The sequence below is a fragment of the Pseudomonas sp. N040 genome (assembly GCF_015637705.1).
Lineage (GTDB): Bacteria > Pseudomonadota > Gammaproteobacteria > Pseudomonadales > Pseudomonadaceae > Aquipseudomonas.
The window spans coordinates 58,698-80,932 of sequence record NZ_JADOBE010000001.1; the positions used below are offsets into that span (position 1 = coordinate 58,698).

The window sequence follows — 22,235 nt, forward strand, 5'->3', positions numbered from 1 at the left end:
GCCTGACTAGTCAGGCTTTTTTGCATTTGCGGGTGTCGCACACGACTGCAGGAGCGTTGCAGGAGTCAGTTCCCGGCCACGCCAGGCGAAGGGAACCGGGCATAAGTGCTGCTCAATCTGCGCCGTGCGCCACAACTCCGCAAAACTGCGGCCAACGCCCGGATGCATTCCCTCAGGCTCCAGTAATGCCAGCGGCCAGAGCACAAAGGCGTTGCGCAGGATTTCCTCGCGCGGCAGCAGCAAGCCCTCGAAGACCCCCACCTGGCTGCCATACAGCAGGATATCGATATCCAGCGGCAGACCTTTGCGCTGCGCTGCGTAGCGGCCATTTTCCGCTTCAATGCGCTTTAGCTGATGGTCCAGTTCGGCCAGTGACAGGTCGGTCTGCGCCATAACCACCAGATTGAAGAACGGCCCGCTCTTGATACCGACCGCCGCGCTCTCGAACACCGGCGAGCAGCGCAGGCCAGGCAGTAATGCCGCCAGCGCCTCAAGACCGGCAAGCAGGTGGGCCTCGCGCTCGATATTACTGCCAAGTCCGAGAAAAACCGGGGTCAACGACATCCGCGCTCGATCTCCACACCTACCGCGCTGGCGGCGGCTACCGCACCCGGCTTGGTTACCCGGAGGCGCAGCCAGGGCATTCCAAACTCCTGCAGCAATACTTCTGCAAGACGCTCGGCAAAAGTCTCCACCAGAGTGAAGCTGGCTGCTGTGGCGAAACCCTCGACTCGCCGGCAGACCGCTGCGTAGTCCAGCGCAGCCGCCAACTCATCGTTGCGCGCGGGCAGAGCGATATCCCAGCCCATTTGCAGATCCAGGCGCAGGCACTGGCGGATCTCCCGCTCCCAGTCATAGGCACCAATCACCGTATCGACTTCAAGCCCTTCAATAAATACCGTATCCACTAACAGCCCCTGCTCAAACACGACGGCACAGTACACCGCAGGAAATATTGCCTGGTCAGCAAACAGTCACTCTTGCCACACCCTGGAAAACCTGCCTCACACTTCTGTGCGGTAAAAAATAACGCCTTGGCCTCATCGACAGCTAGAATCGGGGCTCTTTCGCCCCGGATTGCCACTTATGTTCTGGCTACTGGTGTTGCTCGCCTACCTGCTGGGTTCACTATCCTTCGCGATCCTTCTGAGCCATTTGTTTGCCACGGCAGACCCGCGCGCGCAGGGCTCAGGCAATCCGGGCGCAACCAACATGCTGCGCGTTGCCGGAAAAAAACTCGGCTTCCTTACCCTGCTCGGCGACTTGCTCAAAGGCCTGCTACCGGTGTTCTTCGCCTCCATCATGGGGCTGGACACACAAGAGCAGGCATGGATCGGCCTGGCGGCAGTCTGCGGGCACCTGTATCCCCTGTATTTCAACTTCCGCGGTGGCAAGGGTGTCGCCACTGCCGCCGGCATGCTGCTGGGACTCTACCCTCCTGCAGCTTTACTGGCCATCGCCAGCTGGGCCCTGACCTTTATCCTGACCCGGACCAGCTCACTGGCATCACTTATCTCAACCCCGCTGACACTGCCGCTGCTGGCTTGGCAACAACCGGAAGCCCTGCTACCGATGAGTGCCCTGACCGCACTGATAGTCTGGCGCCACCGGCGAAACCTGCGTGATCTGCTGGATGGCCGCGAGCGACACTTCTAAGCTCGCCCGGAACTCATAGCGCCGGCAAACTTTCCATGGGCCAGCGCGCATGTACCGTGATCGCGGGGCCTTCGTGCTGGCCCGCCAGCAGGCGCTGGCAGCCCGCATAGGCGATCATGGCGCCGTTATCGGTACAAAAGCGCGGTCGTGCATAGAACACCTGACCACGAATCTCGCCAGCCATGCTTTCCAGCGCCTCTCGCAAGGCCAGATTGGCGCTCACGCCACCGGCGATTACCAGGCGCTTCAGGCCAGTGTGCTTGAGCGCCCGCTTGCATTTGATGGCCAGGGTCGCAACAACGGCCTGCTGAAAAGCCAGGGAAATATCGCAGCGCGTCTGCTGTCCCTCATCGTCTGCCGCCTTGCAGGCCTGCCAGGTATTCAAGGCAAAGGTTTTCAAGCCGCTAAAGCTGAAGTCCAGCCCCGGACGATCGGTCATGGGCCGCGGGAAAACGAACCGCCCGGGCTTGCCGCTGGACGCCAGGCGCGCGATTTCCGGTCCACCCGGATAGTCCAGCCCGATCAGTTTCGCCGTCTTGTCGAACGCCTCGCCAGCCGCATCGTCCAGTGACTCGCCGAGCAGCTCGTAACGGCCGATACCGTCCACGCGAACCAGCTGGGTATGACCGCCGGACACCAGCAAGGCGACGAACGGAAACTCCGGTGGCTGCTCCTCCAGCATCGGTGCCAGCAAATGACCTTCCATATGGTGCACGCCAACTGCCGGAATACCCCAGGCAAATGACAGTGCCTGGGCGCACGATGCACCAACCAGCAGCGCCCCGACCAACCCCGGGCCGGCGGTGTAAGCGATGCCGTCGATGTCGCTGGCAGTACATCCGGCATCCGCCAGCACCTGCCGGATCAGCGGCAGCATGCGCTTGACGTGATCCCGCGATGCCAGTTCGGGCACCACCCCGCCGTACACGCGATGCAGATCAATCTGGCTGAACAGGGCATCGGCCAGCAGGCCTTGCTCGCTGTCATACAGGGCTACACCGGTTTCATCGCAGGAAGTTTCCAGCCCCAGCACACGCATGGACTTGCAAGCCCCGACAGAATGAATGAAGAGGCGCATGATATGCGGGCAGGTGGCAGGCGACCAGTTCTTTTCCATCAGAACCTTTGCATTCGCCTCCGCAAGGGGTTAATATCCGCAGCCCTTGAAATCCGACGCCCCGTGCCACTTGCCGGAATGCGTCGGCCATTCGGATATCAGCGAAGGTACGACTTGGATGCCCGCCGTCAAACTTAAAGAGAACGAACCATTCGACGTAGCTCTGCGTCGCTTCAAGCGCTCCTGCGAAAAGGCCGGTGTTCTGGCCGAAGTCCGCAGCCGCGAGTTTTACGAGAAGCCCACCACTGAGCGCAAGCGCAAGGCAGCCGCCGCTGTCAAACGCCACGCCAAGAAAGTGCAGCGCGAACAGCGCCGTCGTGAGCGCCTGTACTGAGTTTTCAGTCCGGCAACTGACGCGTCTCCGCAAGCCCGGCTTTTGCCGGGCTTTGCATTTGCATCAGGCATGACTCCGCCTCGCCTACCGGCGTGCTCGCGGAGATTTTTTGTTTGGTCGCCAACTGTCCCGCGCACCGTTTCGGCACTACCCTGAATTTCCTATGGCCGGACTTATACCGCAATCCTTCATCGATGACCTGCTCAACCGCTCCGATATTGTCGAAGTGGTTGCCTCGCGCATCCAGCTGAAAAAAACCGGCAAGAACTACAGCGCCCGCTGCCCGTTTCATAACGAGAAAACCCCCTCTTTCAGCGTCAGCCCGGACAAGCAGTTCTACTACTGCTTTGGTTGCGGCGCTGGCGGCAACGCGCTGGGATTTATCATGGATCACGACCACCTGGACTTTCCCCAGGCGGTCGAGGAGCTGGCCAAGCGCGCCGGCATGGAAGTGCCGCGAGAAGAAGGCGGCCGCGACCACAAGCCCAGACCACCCACCGACTCCCCGCTGTATGCGCTGCTTGACGCCGCAACCGAGTTCTACCGGCAAACCCTGAGAAGCCACCCCGCGCGCAAGGCGGCAGTCGACTACCTGAAAGGCCGCGGCCTGTCCGGGGAAATCGCCAGAGACTTCGGCCTCGGCTTTGCCCCCCCCGGCTGGGACAACCTGCTGAAACACCTGGGCGGTGACGACCTGCAGCAGAAAACCATGATCGACGCCGGCCTGCTGATCGAAAACCCAGACACCGGCAAGCGCTATGACCGCTTCCGTGATCGCATCATGTTCCCCATCCGGGACAGCCGCGGCCGGGTGATCGCCTTTGGCGGGCGCGTGCTGGGCGACGACAAGCCGAAATACCTGAACTCCCCGGAAACCCCGGTGTTTCACAAGGGGCAGGAGCTCTACGGGCTGTTTGAAGCGCGCAAGCACAATCGCCAGCTCGACGAGATCATGGTCGTCGAAGGCTATATGGACGTCATCGCCCTGGCCCAGCAGGGGCTGCGGAACGCCGTTGCCACGCTCGGAACGGCAACCAGCGAGGAGCATGTAAAGCGCCTGTTCCGCCTGGTGCCCAATATCCTGTTCTGCTTCGACGGCGATCCAGCCGGCCGCAAAGCCGCCTGGCGCGCACTCGAAGCAACGCTGCCAAGCCTGCAGGATGGGCGCCGGGCGCGCTTTCTGTTCCTGCCTGAAGGAGAAGACCCGGACAGCCTGGTCCGTGCCGAAGGAACCGAGGTCTTCCGTGCCCGCCTGCAGCAACAGTCACAGCCCCTGGCCGACTATTTTTTCCAGCAACTCATGCAGGAGGCCGACCCCAGCTCACTGGAAGGCAAGGCCCACCTGGCAACTCTCGCCGCACCGCTGATCGAAAAAATCCCCGGCCCAAACCTCAAGGCCCTGATGCATCAAAGACTGCGCGAGATCACCGGCCTGCAAACCGAATACGGCACAACGCAATCAGCACCATCGGCAAATCCTGGTGACGATTACGCCAGCTATTACGATGCGAGCCCCGGCTTCCCGGAAAGCGCAGGATACGAAGAACCTGGTCGCCGCAATACTGCAGAAAAGCTGCGCAACAATAGCCCGGACCGCAAGCAAGCCGGCAAGTCCGCCGTCGAGCCGCCAACCCTGACCGCATTGCGCACATTGCTGCAAAGACCGAACCTGGCCAGCCAGGTGGAAAACGCCAGCCATTTCGCCGCAGAAGGTGACACCTATGCGCAGTTGCTGGTCGCCCTGCTGGAAGCACTGCAAAAGAATCCAAAGCAATCCGCCCTGCAGCTGATGGCCCGCTGGCACGGCACCGAACAGGGTCGTCTACTGCGCGCACTGGCCGAAAAGGAGTGGCTTATCGATGCCGACAACCTTGAACAGCAGTTTTTCGACACCATAACCAGCCTGTCCGCACGCCAGCGCGAGCGCGCACTGGAACATTTGCTACAAAAAGCACGTCAAAACGAGTTGAGTGCCGAAGAGAAAGCCCAGCTGCGCGGTCTGTTGAGCCGGGAAACATCTCCCGTTAATCCGACCTCGTCTGGCGTATAAGGCCATAGCTCGGCTATAATGCTCAGCTGTCTTCAGCCCGCCAAACCTTCAATGGATAGGGTTTTATGTCCGGAAAAACGCAACAGCAGTCTCGTATCAAAGAGTTGATCGCGCTTGGTCGTGAGCAGAAGTATCTGACTTACGCAGAGGTCAACGACCATCTGCCGGAAGATATTTCTGATCCGGAGCAGGTGGAAGACATCATCCGCATGATCAACGACATGGGTATCCCCGTGCACGAGACCGCGCCGGATGCCGACGCCCTCATGCTGGCCGATGCCGACACTGACGAAGCTGCCGCCGAAGAAGCCGCTGCGGCACTCGCCGCAGTAGAGTCGGACATAGGCCGGACCACCGACCCCGTGCGCATGTACATGCGGGAAATGGGCACCGTGGAACTGCTGACCCGCGAGGGCGAGATCGAAATCGCCAAGCGTATCGAGGAGGGCATTCGGGAAGTCATGAGTGCGATTGCGCACTTCCCGGGCACCGTCGACGGCATCCTTGCCGAATACCAGCGCGTCACCACCGAGGGCGGTCGTCTCTCCGAAGTACTCAGCGGCTATATCGACCCCGATGACGGCAGCATTCCGGAAGCCGAAGTCGAGCCCGTCGAACTGGCCAGCGAAACAGCTGAAGTCAAGGAAGGCGAAGAAGCCGAGGCCGAGGAAGAAGAGGAGGGCGATGGCGGGCCGGATCCGGAAGAAGCCCTGCGGCGCTTTAGCGAGGTTTCCGCGCAGCTGGTAAAAGCCAAGAAAGCCCTGAAGAAGTATGGCCGTGACAGCAAGCAGGGTATTGCTGCCCTGCAAGAACTGGCCGACCTGTTCATGCGCATCAAGCTGGTACCCAAGCAGTTCGAAGCGCTGGTTACCCATGTACGCGCTTCCCAAGCGAACATCCGCAGCCAGGAACGCGCGATCATGCAGTTGTGCGTGCGAGATGCGCGCATGCCGCGCGCCGATTTCCTGCGCCTGTTCCCGGGCAACGAAACCAATGAAGAGTGGGTGGTCAAACTTTCCAAAGGCAAGACCAAGCACGCTGCCGCCCTGCGCGACCTGAAAGACGATGTGCTGCGTTGCCAGCAGCAACTGATCAGCCTTGAACAGGAATGCGGCCTGACCATCGCCGAGATCAAGGACGTCAACCGGCGCATGTCGATCGGCGAAGCCAAGGCCCGGCGCGCCAAGAAAGAGATGGTCGAGGCCAACCTGCGCCTGGTTATCTCCATCGCCAAGAAGTACACCAACCGCGGCCTGCAGTTCCTCGACCTGATCCAGGAAGGCAACATCGGCCTGATGAAAGCGGTGGACAAGTTCGAATACCGTCGCGGCTACAAGTTCTCGACCTATGCGACCTGGTGGATTCGCCAGGCGATCACCCGCTCGATCGCCGATCAGGCGCGCACCATCCGCATCCCGGTGCACATGATCGAGACGATCAACAAGCTCAACCGGATCTCGCGCCAGATGCTCCAGGAGATGGGCCGTGAGCCGACCCCGGAAGAGCTCGGCGAGCGCATGGAAATGCCCGAGGACAAGATCCGCAAGGTATTGAAGATCGCCAAAGAACCGATCTCCATGGAAACCCCGATCGGCGATGACGAAGACTCGCACCTGGGCGACTTCATCGAAGACTCGACCATGCAATCGCCGATCGATGTCGCCACGGTTGAGAGCCTCAAGGAAGCCACCCGCGAAGTACTGGCCGGCCTCACTGCTCGTGAAGCCAAGGTTCTGCGCATGCGCTTCGGCATCGACATGAATACCGACCACACCCTCGAGGAAGTTGGCAAGCAATTCGATGTCACCCGTGAGCGGATCCGGCAGATTGAAGCCAAGGCGCTGCGCAAACTGCGCCACCCTTCAAGAAGTGAGCATCTGCGCTCCTTCCTCGACGAGTGATCCTGAACCCCCGGCCAGACCGGGGGTTTTCTTTTGCGCCGTCACAACGGTAATGCCCGACTACACTTCAGAAGCACTCTCCGCACTGGCCTGTCTCATGTTGCGATTGCCGACTGTCTTGCTCCTGTGTCTGGCACTGCTTTCCCTCCCGGCATCCGGTCTCACGCTAAGCACCGAGGAGCGCGACTGGCTGGCCGCGCACCCCGAAATCAGCCTTGGCATTGATGAAAACTGGCCACCCTTCGAATTTCGCGATGAGCAGAAGCACTATCACGGCCTCACCGCAGACTACATAAGCCTGATTGAAAAGCGCCTGGGCGTTGATATCAAACCAGTCGAGGCGCGCGACTGGAGTGCCGTGCTGGGCATGGCCAGAACCGGCGAAGTGCAGCTTCTTTCGGCCGTTATGGCCACCCCGGAACGCCACCGGTACCTGACGTTTACCGCCCCCTACCTGGACTTCCCCATCGTCATACTGGTGCGCAAAGACGGGCCGCAGCCCAGCAGCATCGATGACCTTCCCGGCCTGACTGTCGGCGTCGTCAAGGACTACGCACCCCACGAGATTCTCAAGAACCAGCACCCGGAGCTTAACCTTCACCCGCTGCCAAGCACCTTTGCAGCCCTTCAGGCACTGGCCACCGGTGAAGTTGATGTGATGATTGGCGACCTCGCCTCCAGCACCTGGAGCATGCGGCAAAGTAAAATCAGCGGACTGCGTATCAATGGGCAGACCCCATATCGCTATCAGTTGTCGATGGCCGCACCACGTGACCAGCCGATCCTTGTTGGCATTCTTGACCGCCTGCTGGCAGAGCTGACGCCACAGGAAGTCACTGGCTTGCAAGAGCGCTGGGTTGGCATGGACACGAGCTATGCAAAAGCCTGGGATAATAAGCTGCTGTTTGGCCTGCCCGTCCTATTACTCCTGGCTGGCGCTGTGCTGGCCCTGTATCTGGGCAACAGCCGCCTGCGCGCGAGCCTCAAGCGCAGTCAGGACCTGCAACACGGCCTGCAGCTCAGCGAGCAGCATTTTCGCGACCTTGTGGAAACGCTGGACGTCGTGACCTGGGAAATGCTGCCGGCAGAGGAGCGCTTCACTTACGTCTCGCCGCATGCCGAAGAACTCTTCGGTTACCCCCTGGAAGACTGGCTCAAGCCTGGATTCTGGCAAAGCCTGCTCCCTGCCACCGACAAGCAGCAAAGCCTTGCACCTCTCAGCGCGCGCAGGGGCCGGCCATTCCACCTGAGGCTGCTGAGCGCCGATGGCCGCACGCTCTGGGTACGCTGCATCGCCACGCAGGGCGAGGATGGCCCACGGCAGGTCTTGCGTGGCCTGCTGATCGACATGAGCGAGTCGAGGCAAGCGGAGCAGGCATTACGACAATCCGAACAGAAATTTGCGTCAGTCTTCAACAATTGTCCGGACATCATGGTCATCACCCGACAGGCAGACGGCCGCATCATCGCCATCAACCAGGCGTTCGAACAGCAAATCGGCTTCGCTGCCAACGAGGTTCTCGGCAAGACCCCCACCGAGATAGGCCTCTGGGGTATCGACGGAATTGGCGCCGATTTGATTGCGCGCGTGCAGGCCGCCCCGCAGCACAACCTTGAACTCCCCTTTATACGGCGCAACGGCGAACGATTTTATGGCCTGTTGTCTGCGCAAATGATCAAGTTCGGCAAGACGCCGGCAATTATTGGAATTGTGCGCGATATCAGCCGCCTGAAAGACGCTCAGCAAAAGCTGGCACTCTCCGAAGAAAAATTCGCCAAGGCGTTCCGCGCATCACCCGATGGCGTGCTGTTGACACGCATGAGTGACGGACTGCTGCTGGATGTGAACGATGGTTTCAGCCGCATCACCGGTTACAGCACAGCGGAGACCGCAGGGCAGTCGACCGCCTCGCTCAACCTCTGGGTCGACCCGGCTTCCCGCAACTGGCTGATCCAGCAGGTGCGCGCCTGCGGCAGCGTCCAGGCATACAAGGCGCTGATCCGCAACCGCGATGGCCAACAGCATCTCTGCGAGATTTCCGCCCAACGCCTGAGCATCAACGGGGTTCAGTGCATGTTGGCGATCGCGCGCGATGTCAGCGAAAGCACCCGCATGGAAGAAAAACTGCGCCAGGCCGCCACGGTCTTCGAAAGCACCGCGGAAGGCGTGCTGATTACCGACCTGGAGCAGCGCATTACTGCCGTCAACAAGGCGTTCACCACCATCACCGGTTACAGCGAAGCCGAAGTACTCGGCCTGACCCCGCGAGTGCTGGCGTCTGGTCAGCATGACAGCGCTTTTTTTGTCGGCATGTGGCACAGCCTTGCCAGTGAAGGACACTGGCAGGGTGAAATATGCAATCGGCGCAAGAACGGGGAACTCTTCCCCTGCTGGCTGACCATCAATGCCGTACGGGACAGCAGCGACGAAATCCGCACTTTCGTCTGCGTCTTCGCCGACATAAGCGCGCTCAAGCAGACCCAGGCCAGACTTGACCACCAAGTTCACCATGACCCACTCACCGGATTGCCGAATCGCCTGTTGTTCGAAAAACGCCTGCAAGATGCTCTGGATGAGGCGCACAGCGATGTTCGGCATGGTGCCGTGCTGTTCATCGACCTGGACCACTTCAAGCACATCAATGACAGTCTCGGCCACCCGGTCGGCGATCTGCTGCTCAAGGATATTGCCCGACGCCTGCTGGAACAGGTACGCGACATTGATACGGTAGCGCGCCTGGGCGGCGATGAGTTCATCATTCTGCTACCCGGCCTCAACCACCAGCAGGACGCCGAGCAGATTGCGACCAAGCTGCTGGCCCACCTGCAGGCTCCGTTCCATATCGAAGGGCATGAGTTCTTTGCGCGCGCCAGCATCGGTATCAGCTTGTATCCGGATGATGGTGCGGATGTAGCCAGCATTGTCAGAAATGCCGATGCCGCCATGTACCGCTCAAAATCGCGCGGGCGCAATCGCATCGAATTCTACAGCCACAGCCTGAGCCATGAAGCCAGCGAACGTGTGAGCCTGAAACAGGAGCTCCGGTTCGCGCTGGAGCGTAACGAACTGCAACTGCGCTACCAGCCCAAAGTGACGCTACTTGAGCACCAACTGGTTGGCGCAGAGGTGCTGATCTGCTGGAACCATCCACGCTATGGGGATGTGCCCCCGGAGCGCTTCATCCCCCTGGCTGAAGAGTGCGGCCTGGCTGTGTCTATCGACGAATGGATGTTGCAGCAGTGCTGCCAGCAGTTGGGCCGCTGGAAGATGCAGTTCGCGGAATTCGGAGCGTTGTCGATCACCCTGTCCAGCACCATGCTGCACTACCCGCAACTGACGGAGCTTGTTGCACGGCGGCTGAATGAGTGCAATTTGTCTCCCGCAAGCCTGCAACTGGAAATCGCTGAAGGCCTCCTCACGAATCCGCCGGACGACCTGCAGGGCCTGTTGTGCGCGCTCAAGGCGCGCGGACTGGGGCTCGCGATTGCGGATTTCGGTACCGGCCACGCATCGCTGAGCTACTTGAAAAGCTTGCCGCTGGACGAACTGAAGATCGATCAGTCATTCATAAGCAATCTGCCCGACTTTCCCTACGCGGCCGCTACCGTCCGCGCCATCATTGCCCTGGCCAGCAGCATGAACCTTAAGGTCACCGCCGAAGGCGTGGAAACCCTGGAGCAAGAGGCGTTCCTGGCCCGCGAAGGCTGCCACCAACTGCAAGGCCCGCTGATCCGTGCACCGCTATCCGCTGAAGCGTTTGCAGCAAGCTTTCTCTCCGCAACAGCCGAGCTTGGCGCCACCCAACCCCCACCGGTATAATCCGCCGGCTTTCTGGGGGCCCATAGCTCAGTTGGTTAGAGCAGAGGACTCATAATCCTTTGGTCCACGGTTCGAGTCCGTGTGGGCCCACCACCAAAGCACCGCCCCCGACCAGCCCGTGTGCTGGTCTTTTCGTTTGTGACTGCGCCATATCCTCGACTGCCACGCATGTCGGTCATTGCTGCCAACGGCTAGAGACAGCAAAAAGCCCGGCAAGCTCTCGCCTGCCGGGCTTTTGATTCAGCTGGACGCAGGCTGGAGCCTACTCAGAACTGTGCCGCATCCAGCAGATAGAGCGACTCGCTGCCAGCCTTGACTGCTGCGGTCAGCGAATGAATGCGTGGCAGCACGCGGGCAAAGTAGAAGCGCGCGGTGCCGAGCTTGCTCACGTAGAACTCGTCCTGATCCAGCTTGGCCAGCGCGGTGCGTGCCATCAGTGCCCACATGTAGGCATAGGCGGTGTAGCCGAACACCTGCAGGTACTCTACCGAAGCAGCACCCACTTCGCTCGGATTAACCTTGGAACGGGCCAGCAGGTCGGCAGTCATCTGCTCGAGGTTTTCGATGGCCGCCTTCAGTGGCTCGACGAATTCGGCCAGGGAAGCATCAGCGGAATCGGTGAACGCACGGATTTCATCGGCAAAGTGCTTGTAGAAAACACCGCCACTGCCAATCACCTTGCGCGCCACCAGGTCGAGTGCCTGGATGCCGTTGGTGCCTTCGTAGATCTGCGTGATCCGGCAGTCGCGGATCAGTTGCTCCTGGCCCCACTCGCGGACGAAACCGTGGCCGCCAAAAATCTGCTGGCCATGAACGGTCGCTTCCAGCGCCATATCCGTGAGGAAGGCCTTGGCTACCGGGGTCAGCAGGGCAACCAGCTCTTCCGCGCGCTTGCGCGTTGCCGGATCTTCGCTGTATTTGGCGGTGTCCAACTGCATGGCAACGTAGCTGGAGAATGCGCGACCGCCCTCGTTCAGCGCCTTCATGGTCAACAGCATGCGACGCACATCGGGATGCACGATGATCGGATCGGCGAGCTTGTCCTTGGCCACCGGGCCAGTGGGCGCACGGCCCTGGATACGGTCGCGCGCATACTCAACGGCATTCTGGTAGGAGCGCTCACCCAGCGACAGGCCCTGGATACCCACACCCAGGCGCTCGTAGTTCATCATGGTGAACATGGCGGCCAGGCCCTTGTTCGGCGCATCGACAATCCAGCCGGTCGCACCGTCGAAGTTCATCACGCAGGTGGCCGAAGCCTTGATCCCCATCTTATGCTCGATGGAACCGCAGGACACCGCATTCTGTTCGCCCAGGCTGCCATCGGCATTGACCATGAACTTCGGCACCAGGAACAGGGAGATGCCTTTCGGGCCGGCAGGCGCGTCAGGCAGCTTGGCCAGCACCAGGTGAATGATGTTCTCGGTCAGGTCGTGCTCGCCACCGGTGATGAAGATCTTGGTGCCGGACACCTTGTAGCTGCCATCTGCCTGCGGCTCCGCCTTGGTGCGGATGATGCCCAGGTCGGAACCTGAATGCGGCTCGGTCAGGCACATCGAACCGGCCCATACGCCGGCATACATGTTCGGCAGGTATTTGTCTTTCAGCTCTTCCGAGGCGTGGGCGTTGAGCGACAGGCAGGCTCCGGCAGTCAGCATCGGATACAGGCCAAAGGACAGGTTGGCCGAATTGACCATTTCCTCGACTTGCGCCGCGATGACCTTGGGCATGCCCATGCCACCATAGGCCGCATCGCCGCCGACACCGACCCAGCCACCCTCGGCGTAGGTCTTGTAGGCCTCGGGAAAGCCTGCCGGAGTTTTCACGGCACCATCCTTCCAGGAGCAACCCTCTTCATCGCCCGTACGGTTCAGCGGCGCCAGCACTCCGGCAGTAACCTTGCCAGCTTCTTCGAGAATGGCTGCTGCAGTCTCTTCATCAACCACTTCCGCCAGCCCCGGCAACTCGGCCCAGAGCTTGGAAACCTCGAAGACCTCGTTGAGGACGAAACGCATGTCACGCAGGGGGGCTTTGTAGTCTGCCATGTGAACCTCGCAAAAGAATGACGGCCGAACGGCCATTTCAACGCGCGAATCATACTGGACAATTCAATAGATATAAATCGTCATTTCGTGACCACTGACGACCGGATAGTCACTACGCGACTTTAATTCTACCCGGCAAATTCTGCCAGGCGGACAGCGCCACTGCGCCGCTGGCCATCGACCCGCACACAGTTTCGCCCGCTATTTTTTGCACTGTAGAGGGCCTTGTCAGCGGCCTTGATGACGTCTTCGGCGGTCCGCAGCGGCAAATGCCGCTCTGCCGCCCCGATACTGATGGTCACCGAGACACTGCCTCCACCCTGTTGCCTGCGCGTCTGCCGGCCTACCGCATCGTCCCTGGGTCGCTTGCTCTGGTCGCGCAACTGCAGGACATACATTTCGATGCTTTTGCGCAACAGCTCCAGATGAGGCAAGCATTCATCCAGCGTTTTGCCGGGGAACACCACGACAAACTCTTCCCCGCCATAACGATAGGCGCGGCCGCCGCCGCCGACCTTGCGCAACTGGGCCGCGACCACGCGCAGCACCTGATCACCGACATCATGGCCGTAGGTATCATTGAAGCGCTTGAAGTGATCGACATCGGTCATGGCGATTACGTACTGGCGGCCCAGGCGCAGCAGTCTTTCATTCAGTGCGCGACGTCCCGGCAAACCTGTGAGCTCATCGCGAAAGGCCATCTGGTAGGCCTCATGGGCTACCGCCGCAACCAGCATGAGCATCGCCAGACTGCTCATGACATGCAGGGCGTGCGCACGGATGAACACCTCTGGCAACATCCAGAACAGTCCCGCCAAGCCCAGCAACAGCGCCGCATGCAGAGGCCGCGGCCGGTGCACATATTGAATCGCCAGCAGCAGCAGAACAGCCAGGAACAGCGGATAGGCGAGCTGGATCAGGCGCATCCAGCTGGCATGCAGGGCTGGCCAGCGAATTTCGGTGAGCCAGGCTTGCACGCCCTGTGGAAAGCGGTTGGCCAACGCAACTGCCACGCCAATGACCAGCAACAGCACCGCGGCCCTGGCCAGCAAATCCTGAAACAGGTGGGTACGCTCCTGCCACAAGGCGTACAGCCCGTACAGCAGCGGCAACAGCAATGAACCCAGATGAAAAACCAGTCCGGCATCTTCACGCGCCTGCTGGTGCAGCACGAAGTAATCAATCTGGGTATCCAGCTGGTAGTACAGCAGATAGACCACCAACAGCAGAAACAGCTCGCGCTGGCGTCCGTAGGCGGCACAGAAGGCACCTCCCAGCAGCACCAGCAGGGTTGGCAGCACATTGAACAGCGAGACAAAAAACTCGTTCAACTGCATGAAACTGACAGCCAGCACCCCACTCACCAGCAAACCCAGTGAGGGCAGCAAATGACTGAGACGCAAATCTGCTAACTGCAATAAGCTAACTCCAGGCTTCTCCTGCAAGCCGACATTGTGCCTGTCGACTGTCCGTATGACACCTTAGCATTTGAGCCCTTGTGACACGCTAGCCAGTTGCCATGCCGAAAGCAAAACGCCCACCGGAGAGGTGGGCGCTTGCATTACCAGGACGGCCCGGAATCAATACCCCAGGGCAAAGTCCTCTTCCGCCATCTCCATCAGGTTGTTGGCACCTGACAGCATGGCTTCCGCATGCATGCGGGTTCTTGGCAGGATGCGCGCGTAATAGAAGCGCGCAGTCTGCAGCTTGGCCTTGTAGAAGCCTTCCTCGGCAGTGCCTGCAGCCAGCTTCTCGGCCGCCACACGAGCCATGTCCGCCCAGAAGTAGGCCAGGCAGACATAACCCGAGTACATCAGGTAATCCACCGATGCCGCGCCGACCTCCTCGCGGTCCTTCATGGCAGCCATGCCAACCTTCATGGTCAGGTCGCCCCATTCCTTGTTCAGACTGGCCAGTGGTGCAACCAGATCCTTGATCGCCTCGACTTCGGCGTTGGCCTTGCAGAACGTGTGGACGATCTTGGTAAACACCTTGAGTGCCGCACCTTGGCTCATGAGGATCTTGCGCCCCAGCAGGTCAAGCGCCTGGATCCCTGTAGTGCCTTCGTACAGCATGGAAATCCGGCTGTCACGGACGTTCTGCTCCATGCCCCACTCAGCGATGAAGCCATGCCCGCCGTAGATCTGCACGCCATGGTTGGCCGCCTCAAAACCGACTTCGGTCATGAATGCCTTGGCAATCGGGGTCAGGAACGCCAGCATTGATTCGGCAGATTTCTTCTCTTCTTCGTCCTGGCTATAGCTGACGATGTCGACCTGCTTGGCAGCAAAGAAGGCCATTGCCCGATTGCCCTCGGCAAAGGCTTTCATGGTCAGCAGCATGCGGCGCACGTCCGGATGCACAATGATCGGATCGGCAGCCTTGTCCGGCGCCTTGGGGCCGGTCAGGGAGCGCATCTGCAAACGATCGCGGGCGTATTTCAGGCCGCCCTGGAAGGCCAGTTCGGCATGAGCGATCCCCTGCAGCGCGGTACCCAGGCGGGCAGTGTTCATGAAGGTGAACATGCAGTTCAGGCCTTTGTTGGCCTGGCCGATCAGGTAACCCGTGGCTTCGTCGAAGTTCATCACGCAGGTTGCATTGCCGTGGATGCCCATCTTGTGCTCGATCGAGCCGCAGTTGACACCGTTGCGCACTCCGATCCCACCATCAGCACCCGGCAGGAACTTGGGAACGATGAACAGCGAAATGCCCTGTGTGCCCTGCGGGGCGTCGGGCAGGCGCGCCAGGACGATATGGACAATATTGTCGGCCATGTCATGTTCACCGGCCGAAATGAATATCTTGGTGCCGCTAACCTTGTAGGTGCCATCCGCCTGCGGCACTGCCTTGGTACGCAGCATGCCGAGGTCGGTACCGCAATGCGCTTCGGTAAGGCACATGGTGCCGGTCCACTCGCCGGACACCAGCTTGGGCAGGAAGGTAGCTTTCTGCTCGTCTGTACCGTGCGCCATCAGGGTATTCATGCAGCCATGCGACAGCCCGGGGTACATACCCCACGACCAGTTGGCTTCGCCGATCATTTCACTCATGACCAGGCCGAGCGACTCGGGCAAGCCCTGGCCGCCATGTTCGACATGCAGCGCCAGGCTTGGCCAGCCGCCTTCGACGAACTGCTTGTAGGCTTCCTTGAAGCCGGTCGGGGTTTTAACACCGGACTCGCTCCAGGTGCAGCCTTCAAGGTCGCCAACACGATTCAGCGGTGCCAGAACCTGCTCACAAAACTTGGCGCCTTCTTCAAGAATGGCGTCAACCATGTCCGGAGTAGCCTCTTCGCAGCCCGGGAGGCTCTGATAGTGCGCTTCATAACCAAGCAGTTCGTCACGGACAAAACGAATATCGCGCAGGGGGGCCTTGTAGTCAGGCATAGCAGTTAACCTCAGCGGAAGTTTGCAGGTTGGCGACCAACAGCGTGGTCGGCATGTCAGTAGGTTTAACGCCTGAGCACGAAATGCGGCAAGCAATCAAACAGGCGTTTGAAACATACGTTTACGCCACCCCCTTGTCAAGCGCCGACATGGCGCTGCCTGCAACCCTGCTGTGCGGATACGTGACCCTCGGGGCGGGATCGTGAGCATGCATAACCCGTTGATTCGAGGCCTGCGCAGGCCCGAACCAGGGGATATCGAAGGTTTCCCTTGCGGTTTTTATGTGTAGCTGCAGCCTGCCGTTCGTCGACTGGCGCACCGCCAGCTTGCGTTAGCGGGCAAAGACCGGAACTGCCCAACCGAATCGCCAGGCTACGCGGGGCTATGCGTGCGCCGAACTCAGCGCGGAAGGCCGAGTGGCTGCAAAGTCAGGCGCTCTGCCACCGCGGCGGCGCTAACCTGCACCAGTCGCGGCACATAACCCAGGCATGGCGCCGGCAAGCGCTCTTCAAGAGTGGCGCAGATCTCATCCAGACAGGACGCCTGCGGGTCGACCACATTGGCTACCCAGCCGGCCAACTGCAAGCCATCCGCAACAATTGCCTCGGCGCTGAGCAGGGCATGATTGATGCACCCCAGGCGAATGCCGACCACCAGTATCACCGGCAGGCCCAGCGCAACCGCCAGATCAGAGAGGGAATCAGTGCCGCCCAACGGCACCCGCCAGCCGCCAGCGCCCTCCACCAGGGTGAAATCAGCCTGCAGATCCAGTACCTGCCGAATCGGGGCGAGCAGTGCCGGAATACTCAGCAGCACCCCGGCCTGCCGGGCCGCCAGATGTGGCGCAATGGCCGGGGCAAAGGCAAACGGATTGACCTGGGCATAGTCGAGCGCAATCGAGCATTCGGCCTGCAGAGCCAGGGCATCCGCATTGCGCAGGCCTTGCGCGCTGACCTCGCAACCCGAGGCCACCGGCTTCACCGCAGCAGTCGTCAATCCGGCGCGCCGCGCCGCATGCAGCAGGCCCGCGGCAATGGTGGTCTTGCCAACCTCGGTATCGGTCCCCGTGACGAAAAATCCGCTGGGCATGTTCAATCCGCCTTCTGCAGGACGCCATACACGACCTGATAAGTCGCCGGCAGCCCCTGTTGTTCACGCAAGCCTTCGTAGGCATCCACCAGCGCGCGGATGCGGGCGCGGCCGGTAAGCCCGCCGGGGCGTCCCGGATTCAGGTTGTGCGCACCCAAGGCCTTGAGCTCACCGGTGAGCTGGCGCAGGTCGGTGAAGTGCAGCAGCTCGGCACGTCGCTGCAACTGCAGGATTTGCAGACCACTGGCTGCGCACAGCCGCTGGTAATCCTCGAAGTGGCGAAAGCGATTGACGTGCACCAGGCCATCCACAGCCTGCCAGCTATCGCGCAACTCCTGCAGGGTACCCACGCACAGGCTGCTGAACGCCAGGATACCGCCAGGCTCGAGTACGCGCCGCGCCTCGCCGAGCACCGCGGCAAAATCGCCGCACCACTGCAGCGCCAGGCTACTGAAAATCAGCTGCTGACTGGCCGAACGCAACGGCAGGCGCTCCGCATCGCCACCGATGAAATGCACCGCGCCGCCCAGCTTCCGGGCATGCACGAGCATGCCTTCGGCGATATCCAGCGCACTGCCACTCGCCTGCGGAAAACGGCTGGCCAGGGCGCGACTGAAATAACCGGTGCCACAGCCCAGGTCGAGCCAGCGCTGCGGCGCGCAATGTGCCGGCAAACTGTCGAGCAGTTGCTGGCCGACCTTGCGCTGCAAGGCAGCCACCGCGTCGTAGCTACCCGCCGCACGGGAAAAGGACGCCGCCACCTGGCGCTTGTCCGGTAGCAAGTTCTGCGGTGTCTGCAGCAGGTCAGTCATCCTTGGCCTCGCTGAGAAACGCCTGGATGGCCGCCGCCACTTCATGCGGGCGCTCCAGTACAAACGCGTGGCCGGCCGACGCCAGCACGCCCACTTCGATATCCGGCTGCAAGCCCAGCAATGCACTGCTCACGGTCTCCGGCACCAGTGCATCGTCAGCCGCCAGCAGGTGCAACTGCGGTCCGCGAAACTGCTGCAGGGCCTGGCGCGTATCCAGTGCCGCCAGCAGGTCCAGCCCGGCCAGCAGGAACTCCGCGCGCGGCATGGGTGCGCTGGCGGCCAGCAGGCGCCCCAAGGCGCGTGGTTCGCCCGCGCCCTGCGCGCAGAGCAAGGCAAAGCGTTTCAGGGTCGATCCCGCATCGGCCTGACAGCCTTGACGGAAAGCCGCGAAGGTGGCCGCCGGCATAGCCTCTGGCCAGTCGGCCCGGGCGACGAAACAGGCATTGCTGGCCAGCGTGACCAGCCCGCAGCAATGCTCGCCGCGGCGCGCCGCGAGGCTGGCGGCCAGCATGCCCCCGAGCGACCAGCCGCCCAGCCAGCAATCCTGCGGCAGGCTGGTATCCAGCTCTTCCAGCCACTCATCCGGATCCGCACTGGCAAGCGCGGGCAGTGCTTCAACGTGCACGTGCAGGCGCTCATTCAAGCCTTGCAGGGCTGCCGCCAGCGGTTCCAGCGGCGCACTGCCGAGCCCCCAGCCCGGAAGCAGGATCAGCCGATCACGCATCATTCACCTCGGGCGCAAGCAATGGCCAGCATTCGGCCAGCGCCTGCAACAGGCGCTCAAGCTGCGCCTCACTGTGCGCCGCGGACAGCGTCACGCGCAGGCGCGCACTGCCGGCCGGCACCGTTGGCGGACGAATCGCACCCACCAGGATTCCGCGCTGCCTGAGCAGGGCGGACAGCTGCATGGCCCGCTGGCTGTCGCCGATCAGGATCGGCTGGATCGGTGTCGGGCTGTCCAGCAACTGCAGGCCGATCTCGCTGGCGCCCTGGCGGAAACGTGCGATCAACCGCTGCAGATGCTCGCGGCGCCAGCCTTCGCGGCGCAGCAGCTCGAGGCTTTTCAGGGTGGCACAGGCCAGGGCCGGCGGCTGGCTGGTGGTATAGATATAGGGCCGGGCGAACTGGATCAGTGTCTCGATCAGCTCCTCGCTACCGGCAACGAAGGCGCCCGCCGTGCCGAAACCCTTGCCCAGGGTGCCAACCAGCACCTGCACATCATCCAGGCCCAGGCCGAAGTGCTCGACGATGCCGCCGCCGCTGGCTCCCAGCGGGCCGAAGCCATGGGCGTCATCGACCATCATCCAGGCGTCTTTCTGCCTCGCGGCAGCACACAGCGCCGGCAGGTCGGCCAGATCACCGTCCATGCTGAACACGCCGTCAGTGACCACCAGGGTATTACCGCTGGCCTTGTCCAGCCGGCTGGCCAGGCTGCGCGCATCGTTGTGCAGGTAGCGCGAGAAGCGCGCGCCGCTGAGCAGGCCGGCATCCAGCAGCGAGGCATGGTTGATGCGGTCTTCCAGCACCGTATCGCCCTGCCCGACCAGCGCGGTCACAGCTGCCAGGTTGGCCATGTAGCCGGTGGAAAACAGCAACGCGCGCGGCCGCCCGGTGAACTCGGCCAGGGCCTCCTCCAGCGCGTGGTGCGGCGTGCTGTGGCCGATCACCAGGTGCGAGGCGCCACCGCCAACGCCCCACCTGTCCGCACCCTGCTGCAGTGCGCGGATCACCTCGGGGTGACTCGCCAGGCCCAGGTAGTCGTTGGAACAGAAGGCCAGCAACGGTTTGCCGTCGACCACCACCTCCGGCCCCTGCGGGCTTTCCAGCAAGGGCCGCAGGCGAAACAGGTGGGCGGCGTGGCGTTCGGCGAGGCGGGAGGCGAGATCAAAGCTCATGGCAAAATCCGGTGGATAACCGCAAGCGGGTTATCCACCCTACATAAGGCTGGCGTAGGGTGGATGACGCAAAGCTCATCCACCAACTGGTTTCAGACCGCGGCGTTGTAGAACAGCTTGGAATCGCGTTGCTCGAGCAGGGCCTGCTCGATCGCCGCCTGATGCACCTCGTCGGCGTGCTCCTCGCGCTCCTCGGGCTTGATGCCGAGCCGGGCAAACAGCTGCATGTCCTTGTCCGCCTGCGGATTGGCGGTGGTCAGCAGTTTCTCGCCGTAGAAGATCGAGTTGGCGCCGGCCAGGAAGGCCAGGGCCTGCATCTGCTCGTTCATCTGCTCGCGGCCGGCGGAGAGGCGCACGTGGGACTTCGGCATCATGATCCGCGCCACCGCGAGCATGCGGATAAAGTCGAACGGATCGACATCCTGCTCCTCGGCCAACGGCGTGCCCTTGACCTTGACCAGCATGTTGATCGGCACCGACTCCGGATGTTCCGGCAAGTTGGCCAGCTGGATCAGCAGACCGGCGCGGTCGTCCAGCGACTCGCCCATGCCGAGGATGCCACCGGAGCAGATCTTCATGCCCGCCTCGCGTACATAGCCCAGGGTCTGCAGACGCTCGCTGTAGGTGCGGGTGGTGATGATATTGCCGTAGAACTCCGGCGAGGTATCCAGATTGTGGTTGTAGTAGTCGAGGCCGGCCTCGGCCAGTGCCCGGGTCTGTTCCTGGTCGAGCTTGCCGAGGGTCATGCAGGTTTCCAGGCCCATGGCCTTGACCCCTTCAACCATCTTCAGCACATACGGCATGTCCTTGGCCGACGGATGCTTCCACGCAGCGCCCATGCAGAACCGGGTCGAACCGATGGCCTTGGCCTCGGCAGCCGCCTCCAGCACCTTCTGCACCTCCATCAGCTTCTCTTTATCCAGCCCGGTGTTGTAGTGACCGGACTGTGGACAGTACTTGCAGTCTTCCGGGCAGGCGCCAGTCTTGATCGACAGCAGGGTCGAGACCTGCACGCGGTTGGCATCGAAGTGCTGGCGGTGCACGCCCTGCGCCTGGAACAGCAGGTCATTGAACGGCTGCTCGAACAGGGCACGCACTTCGGCGAGATTCCAGTCATGGCGAAGCGAAGGAGAATGGGTAGCGCTCATGGCGACTCCTCGGATGGAACAGACAGCGCCTGCTAGCAGGCCGTTGAAAAATGTTGGCGAGGCAGCCGAGACAAGGCGAAAACAGGCGAGAAAGCGCAGTTTACGAGTGGTAAATGAGCATTTCGAGCCTGTTTTCAACGCCGTATCGGCAACGCAGGTAGTTTTTCAACGGCCTGCTAGGCTGGACGCAACATGGATGGCCGGCATAGTCAGGGAAGCTGTATGAGCTGTCAACCCAGCAGGATGAATACGGTTTACAAGTGGTTAAATAACAACCAACACTGCCTGCTGTGTGCCCAGCCCGCACACTCGCCCGTGCCGCTCTGCACCGACTGCGAAGTGGAGTTGCCATGGCTTGGTCCACACTGCCGCATCTGTGCCATTCCGCTTGCGGCAGAAGGGCTTGCCTGTGGCGAATGCCTGCGCAAACCACCCGCTTTTACGCATGTCGAAGCTGCCTGGCGCTATCGCTACCCCGTAGACAGCCTGATCACCGGCTTCAAGCACCAGTCGCGCTGGCCGCAGGGACGACTGCTCGCTGAACTGCTGGCCGCGCACCTGCGGCATGCCTTTGACCACGGCCTGCCGCGCCCCGCCTTCCTGCTGCCAGTCCCGCTGACAAAACGACGCCTGCGCCAGCGTGGCTTCAACCAGGCCGGACTGCTGGCCAACTGGCTGGGGCAGGCACTCGAGCTCCCGGTCGAGAGCAGCTGGCTGCTGCGCCTGCAGGATGCCCCAGCCCAGCAGCAACTGGACGCCGCGGCGCGCAAACGCAATCTGCGCCAGGCATTCGGCCTTGCCGGCCATGCACGCATAACCGGCCAGCACCTGGCACTGGTGGATGACGTCATGACCACCGGGGCTACCGCCGAAGCGGCGGCACGGCTGCTTATAAAGGCCGGGGCCGCGCGCGTCGACCTCTATTGCCTGGCACGCACACCACGGCCCGGCGACTGACGGCAGCCTGTTACACTCCCGGCCC

General features: G+C 61.6%; 17 protein-coding genes and 1 tRNA gene. 7 read left to right on the forward strand and 11 right to left on the reverse strand.

Annotated features, from left to right (window positions below; genetic code table 11):
- Nucleotides 1–6: 6 nt before the first annotated feature.
- Both folK and folB read right to left on the reverse strand, forming a co-directional pair.
- A complete protein-coding gene (gene folK, locus ISX93_RS00265) occupies nucleotides 7–564 on the reverse strand; it encodes a 2-amino-4-hydroxy-6-hydroxymethyldihydropteridine diphosphokinase (RefSeq protein WP_195776693.1) in 558 nt (185 codons plus the stop codon).
- Nucleotides 555–908, reverse strand: a complete 354-nt coding sequence (gene folB / locus ISX93_RS00270) for a dihydroneopterin aldolase (RefSeq protein ID WP_195776694.1) — start codon at nucleotides 906–908, stop codon at nucleotides 555–557. The genes folK and folB overlap by 10 nt, the downstream gene beginning before the upstream one ends.
- A gap of 178 nt (nucleotides 909–1,086) precedes the next feature.
- On the opposite strand from folB, the gene plsY reads away from it, so the two are divergent.
- Complete coding sequence (gene plsY, locus ISX93_RS00275) at nucleotides 1,087–1,656, forward strand: glycerol-3-phosphate 1-O-acyltransferase PlsY (RefSeq protein ID WP_195776695.1); 570 nt, start codon at nucleotides 1,087–1,089, stop codon at nucleotides 1,654–1,656.
- 13 nt (nucleotides 1,657–1,669) lie between these two features.
- On the opposite strand, the gene tsaD is transcribed toward plsY, so the two are convergent.
- Nucleotides 1,670–2,695: a tRNA (adenosine(37)-N6)-threonylcarbamoyltransferase complex transferase subunit TsaD gene (tsaD, locus tag ISX93_RS00280; RefSeq protein WP_195777170.1), complete on the reverse strand. Its 1,026-nt coding sequence runs from the start codon at nucleotides 2,693–2,695 to the stop codon at nucleotides 1,670–1,672.
- 196 nt (nucleotides 2,696–2,891) lie between these two features.
- On the opposite strand from tsaD, the gene rpsU reads away from it, so the two are divergent.
- The 5 genes from rpsU to ISX93_RS00305 all read left to right on the forward strand — a co-directional run bounded on the left by rpsU (nucleotide 2,892) and on the right by ISX93_RS00305 (nucleotide 10,971).
- On the forward strand, nucleotides 2,892–3,107 hold the full coding sequence (rpsU, locus tag ISX93_RS00285) for a 30S ribosomal protein S21 (RefSeq protein WP_090192604.1): 216 nt from the start codon (nucleotides 2,892–2,894) through the stop codon (nucleotides 3,105–3,107).
- A gap of 163 nt (nucleotides 3,108–3,270) precedes the next feature.
- Nucleotides 3,271–5,157 carry a DNA primase gene (gene dnaG / locus ISX93_RS00290; RefSeq protein ID WP_195776696.1) on the forward strand — a complete coding sequence of 629 codons (1,887 nt, stop codon included), beginning with the start codon at nucleotides 3,271–3,273 and terminating at the stop codon, nucleotides 5,155–5,157.
- A 65-nt stretch (nucleotides 5,158–5,222) separates the two neighbouring features.
- Nucleotides 5,223–7,058: an RNA polymerase sigma factor RpoD gene (rpoD, locus tag ISX93_RS00295; protein ID WP_195776697.1), complete on the forward strand. Its 1,836-nt coding sequence runs from the start codon at nucleotides 5,223–5,225 to the stop codon at nucleotides 7,056–7,058.
- A gap of 97 nt (nucleotides 7,059–7,155) precedes the next feature.
- Nucleotides 7,156–10,878 (forward strand): PAS domain S-box protein, encoded by a 3,723-nt coding sequence (locus ISX93_RS00300; RefSeq protein WP_195777171.1) that lies wholly within the window; start codon nucleotides 7,156–7,158, stop codon nucleotides 10,876–10,878.
- Nucleotides 10,879–10,894: 16 nt separating this feature from the next.
- Nucleotides 10,895–10,971 (forward strand) — tRNA-Ile (locus ISX93_RS00305).
- 173 nt (nucleotides 10,972–11,144) lie between these two features.
- Here the strand turns inward: ISX93_RS00305 and ISX93_RS00310 are convergent.
- The 8 genes from ISX93_RS00310 to bioB form a co-directional block, all read right to left on the reverse strand.
- On the reverse strand, nucleotides 11,145–12,923 hold the full coding sequence (locus ISX93_RS00310) for an acyl-CoA dehydrogenase C-terminal domain-containing protein (protein ID WP_195776698.1): 1,779 nt from the start codon (nucleotides 12,921–12,923) through the stop codon (nucleotides 11,145–11,147).
- Nucleotides 12,924–13,051: 128 nt separating this feature from the next.
- Nucleotides 13,052–14,341, reverse strand: a complete 1,290-nt coding sequence (locus ISX93_RS00315; RefSeq protein WP_229731957.1) for a GGDEF domain-containing protein — start codon at nucleotides 14,339–14,341, stop codon at nucleotides 13,052–13,054.
- Between the two features lie 162 nt (nucleotides 14,342–14,503).
- Nucleotides 14,504–16,309 (reverse strand): phenylacyl-CoA dehydrogenase, encoded by a 1,806-nt coding sequence (locus ISX93_RS00320; RefSeq protein ID WP_195776699.1) that lies wholly within the window; start codon nucleotides 16,307–16,309, stop codon nucleotides 14,504–14,506.
- 399 nt (nucleotides 16,310–16,708) lie between these two features.
- Nucleotides 16,709–17,398, reverse strand: coding sequence for a dethiobiotin synthase (gene bioD, locus ISX93_RS00325; RefSeq protein WP_195776700.1), 690 nt, complete (start codon nucleotides 17,396–17,398; stop codon nucleotides 16,709–16,711).
- Nucleotides 17,399–17,400: 2 nt separating this feature from the next.
- Nucleotides 17,401–18,210 carry a malonyl-ACP O-methyltransferase BioC gene (bioC, locus tag ISX93_RS00330; protein WP_195776701.1) on the reverse strand — a complete coding sequence of 270 codons (810 nt, stop codon included), beginning with the start codon at nucleotides 18,208–18,210 and terminating at the stop codon, nucleotides 17,401–17,403.
- Complete coding sequence (locus ISX93_RS00335; RefSeq protein ID WP_195776702.1) at nucleotides 18,203–18,934, reverse strand: alpha/beta fold hydrolase; 732 nt, start codon at nucleotides 18,932–18,934, stop codon at nucleotides 18,203–18,205. The genes bioC and ISX93_RS00335 overlap by 8 nt, the downstream gene beginning before the upstream one ends.
- Nucleotides 18,927–20,105: an 8-amino-7-oxononanoate synthase gene (gene bioF, locus ISX93_RS00340; RefSeq protein ID WP_195776703.1), complete on the reverse strand. Its 1,179-nt coding sequence runs from the start codon at nucleotides 20,103–20,105 to the stop codon at nucleotides 18,927–18,929. Before bioF ends, ISX93_RS00335 begins: the two co-directional genes overlap by 8 nt.
- 92 nt (nucleotides 20,106–20,197) lie before the next feature.
- Entirely contained in the window at nucleotides 20,198–21,253 is a 1,056-nt protein-coding gene (gene bioB, locus ISX93_RS00345) for a biotin synthase BioB (RefSeq protein WP_195776704.1), read from the reverse strand.
- A 222-nt stretch (nucleotides 21,254–21,475) separates the two neighbouring features.
- Between bioB and ISX93_RS00350 the strand changes: the two genes are divergently transcribed.
- Complete coding sequence (locus tag ISX93_RS00350) at nucleotides 21,476–22,210, forward strand: ComF family protein (protein ID WP_195776705.1); 735 nt, start codon at nucleotides 21,476–21,478, stop codon at nucleotides 22,208–22,210.
- Nucleotides 22,211–22,235 lie beyond the last annotated feature (25 nt).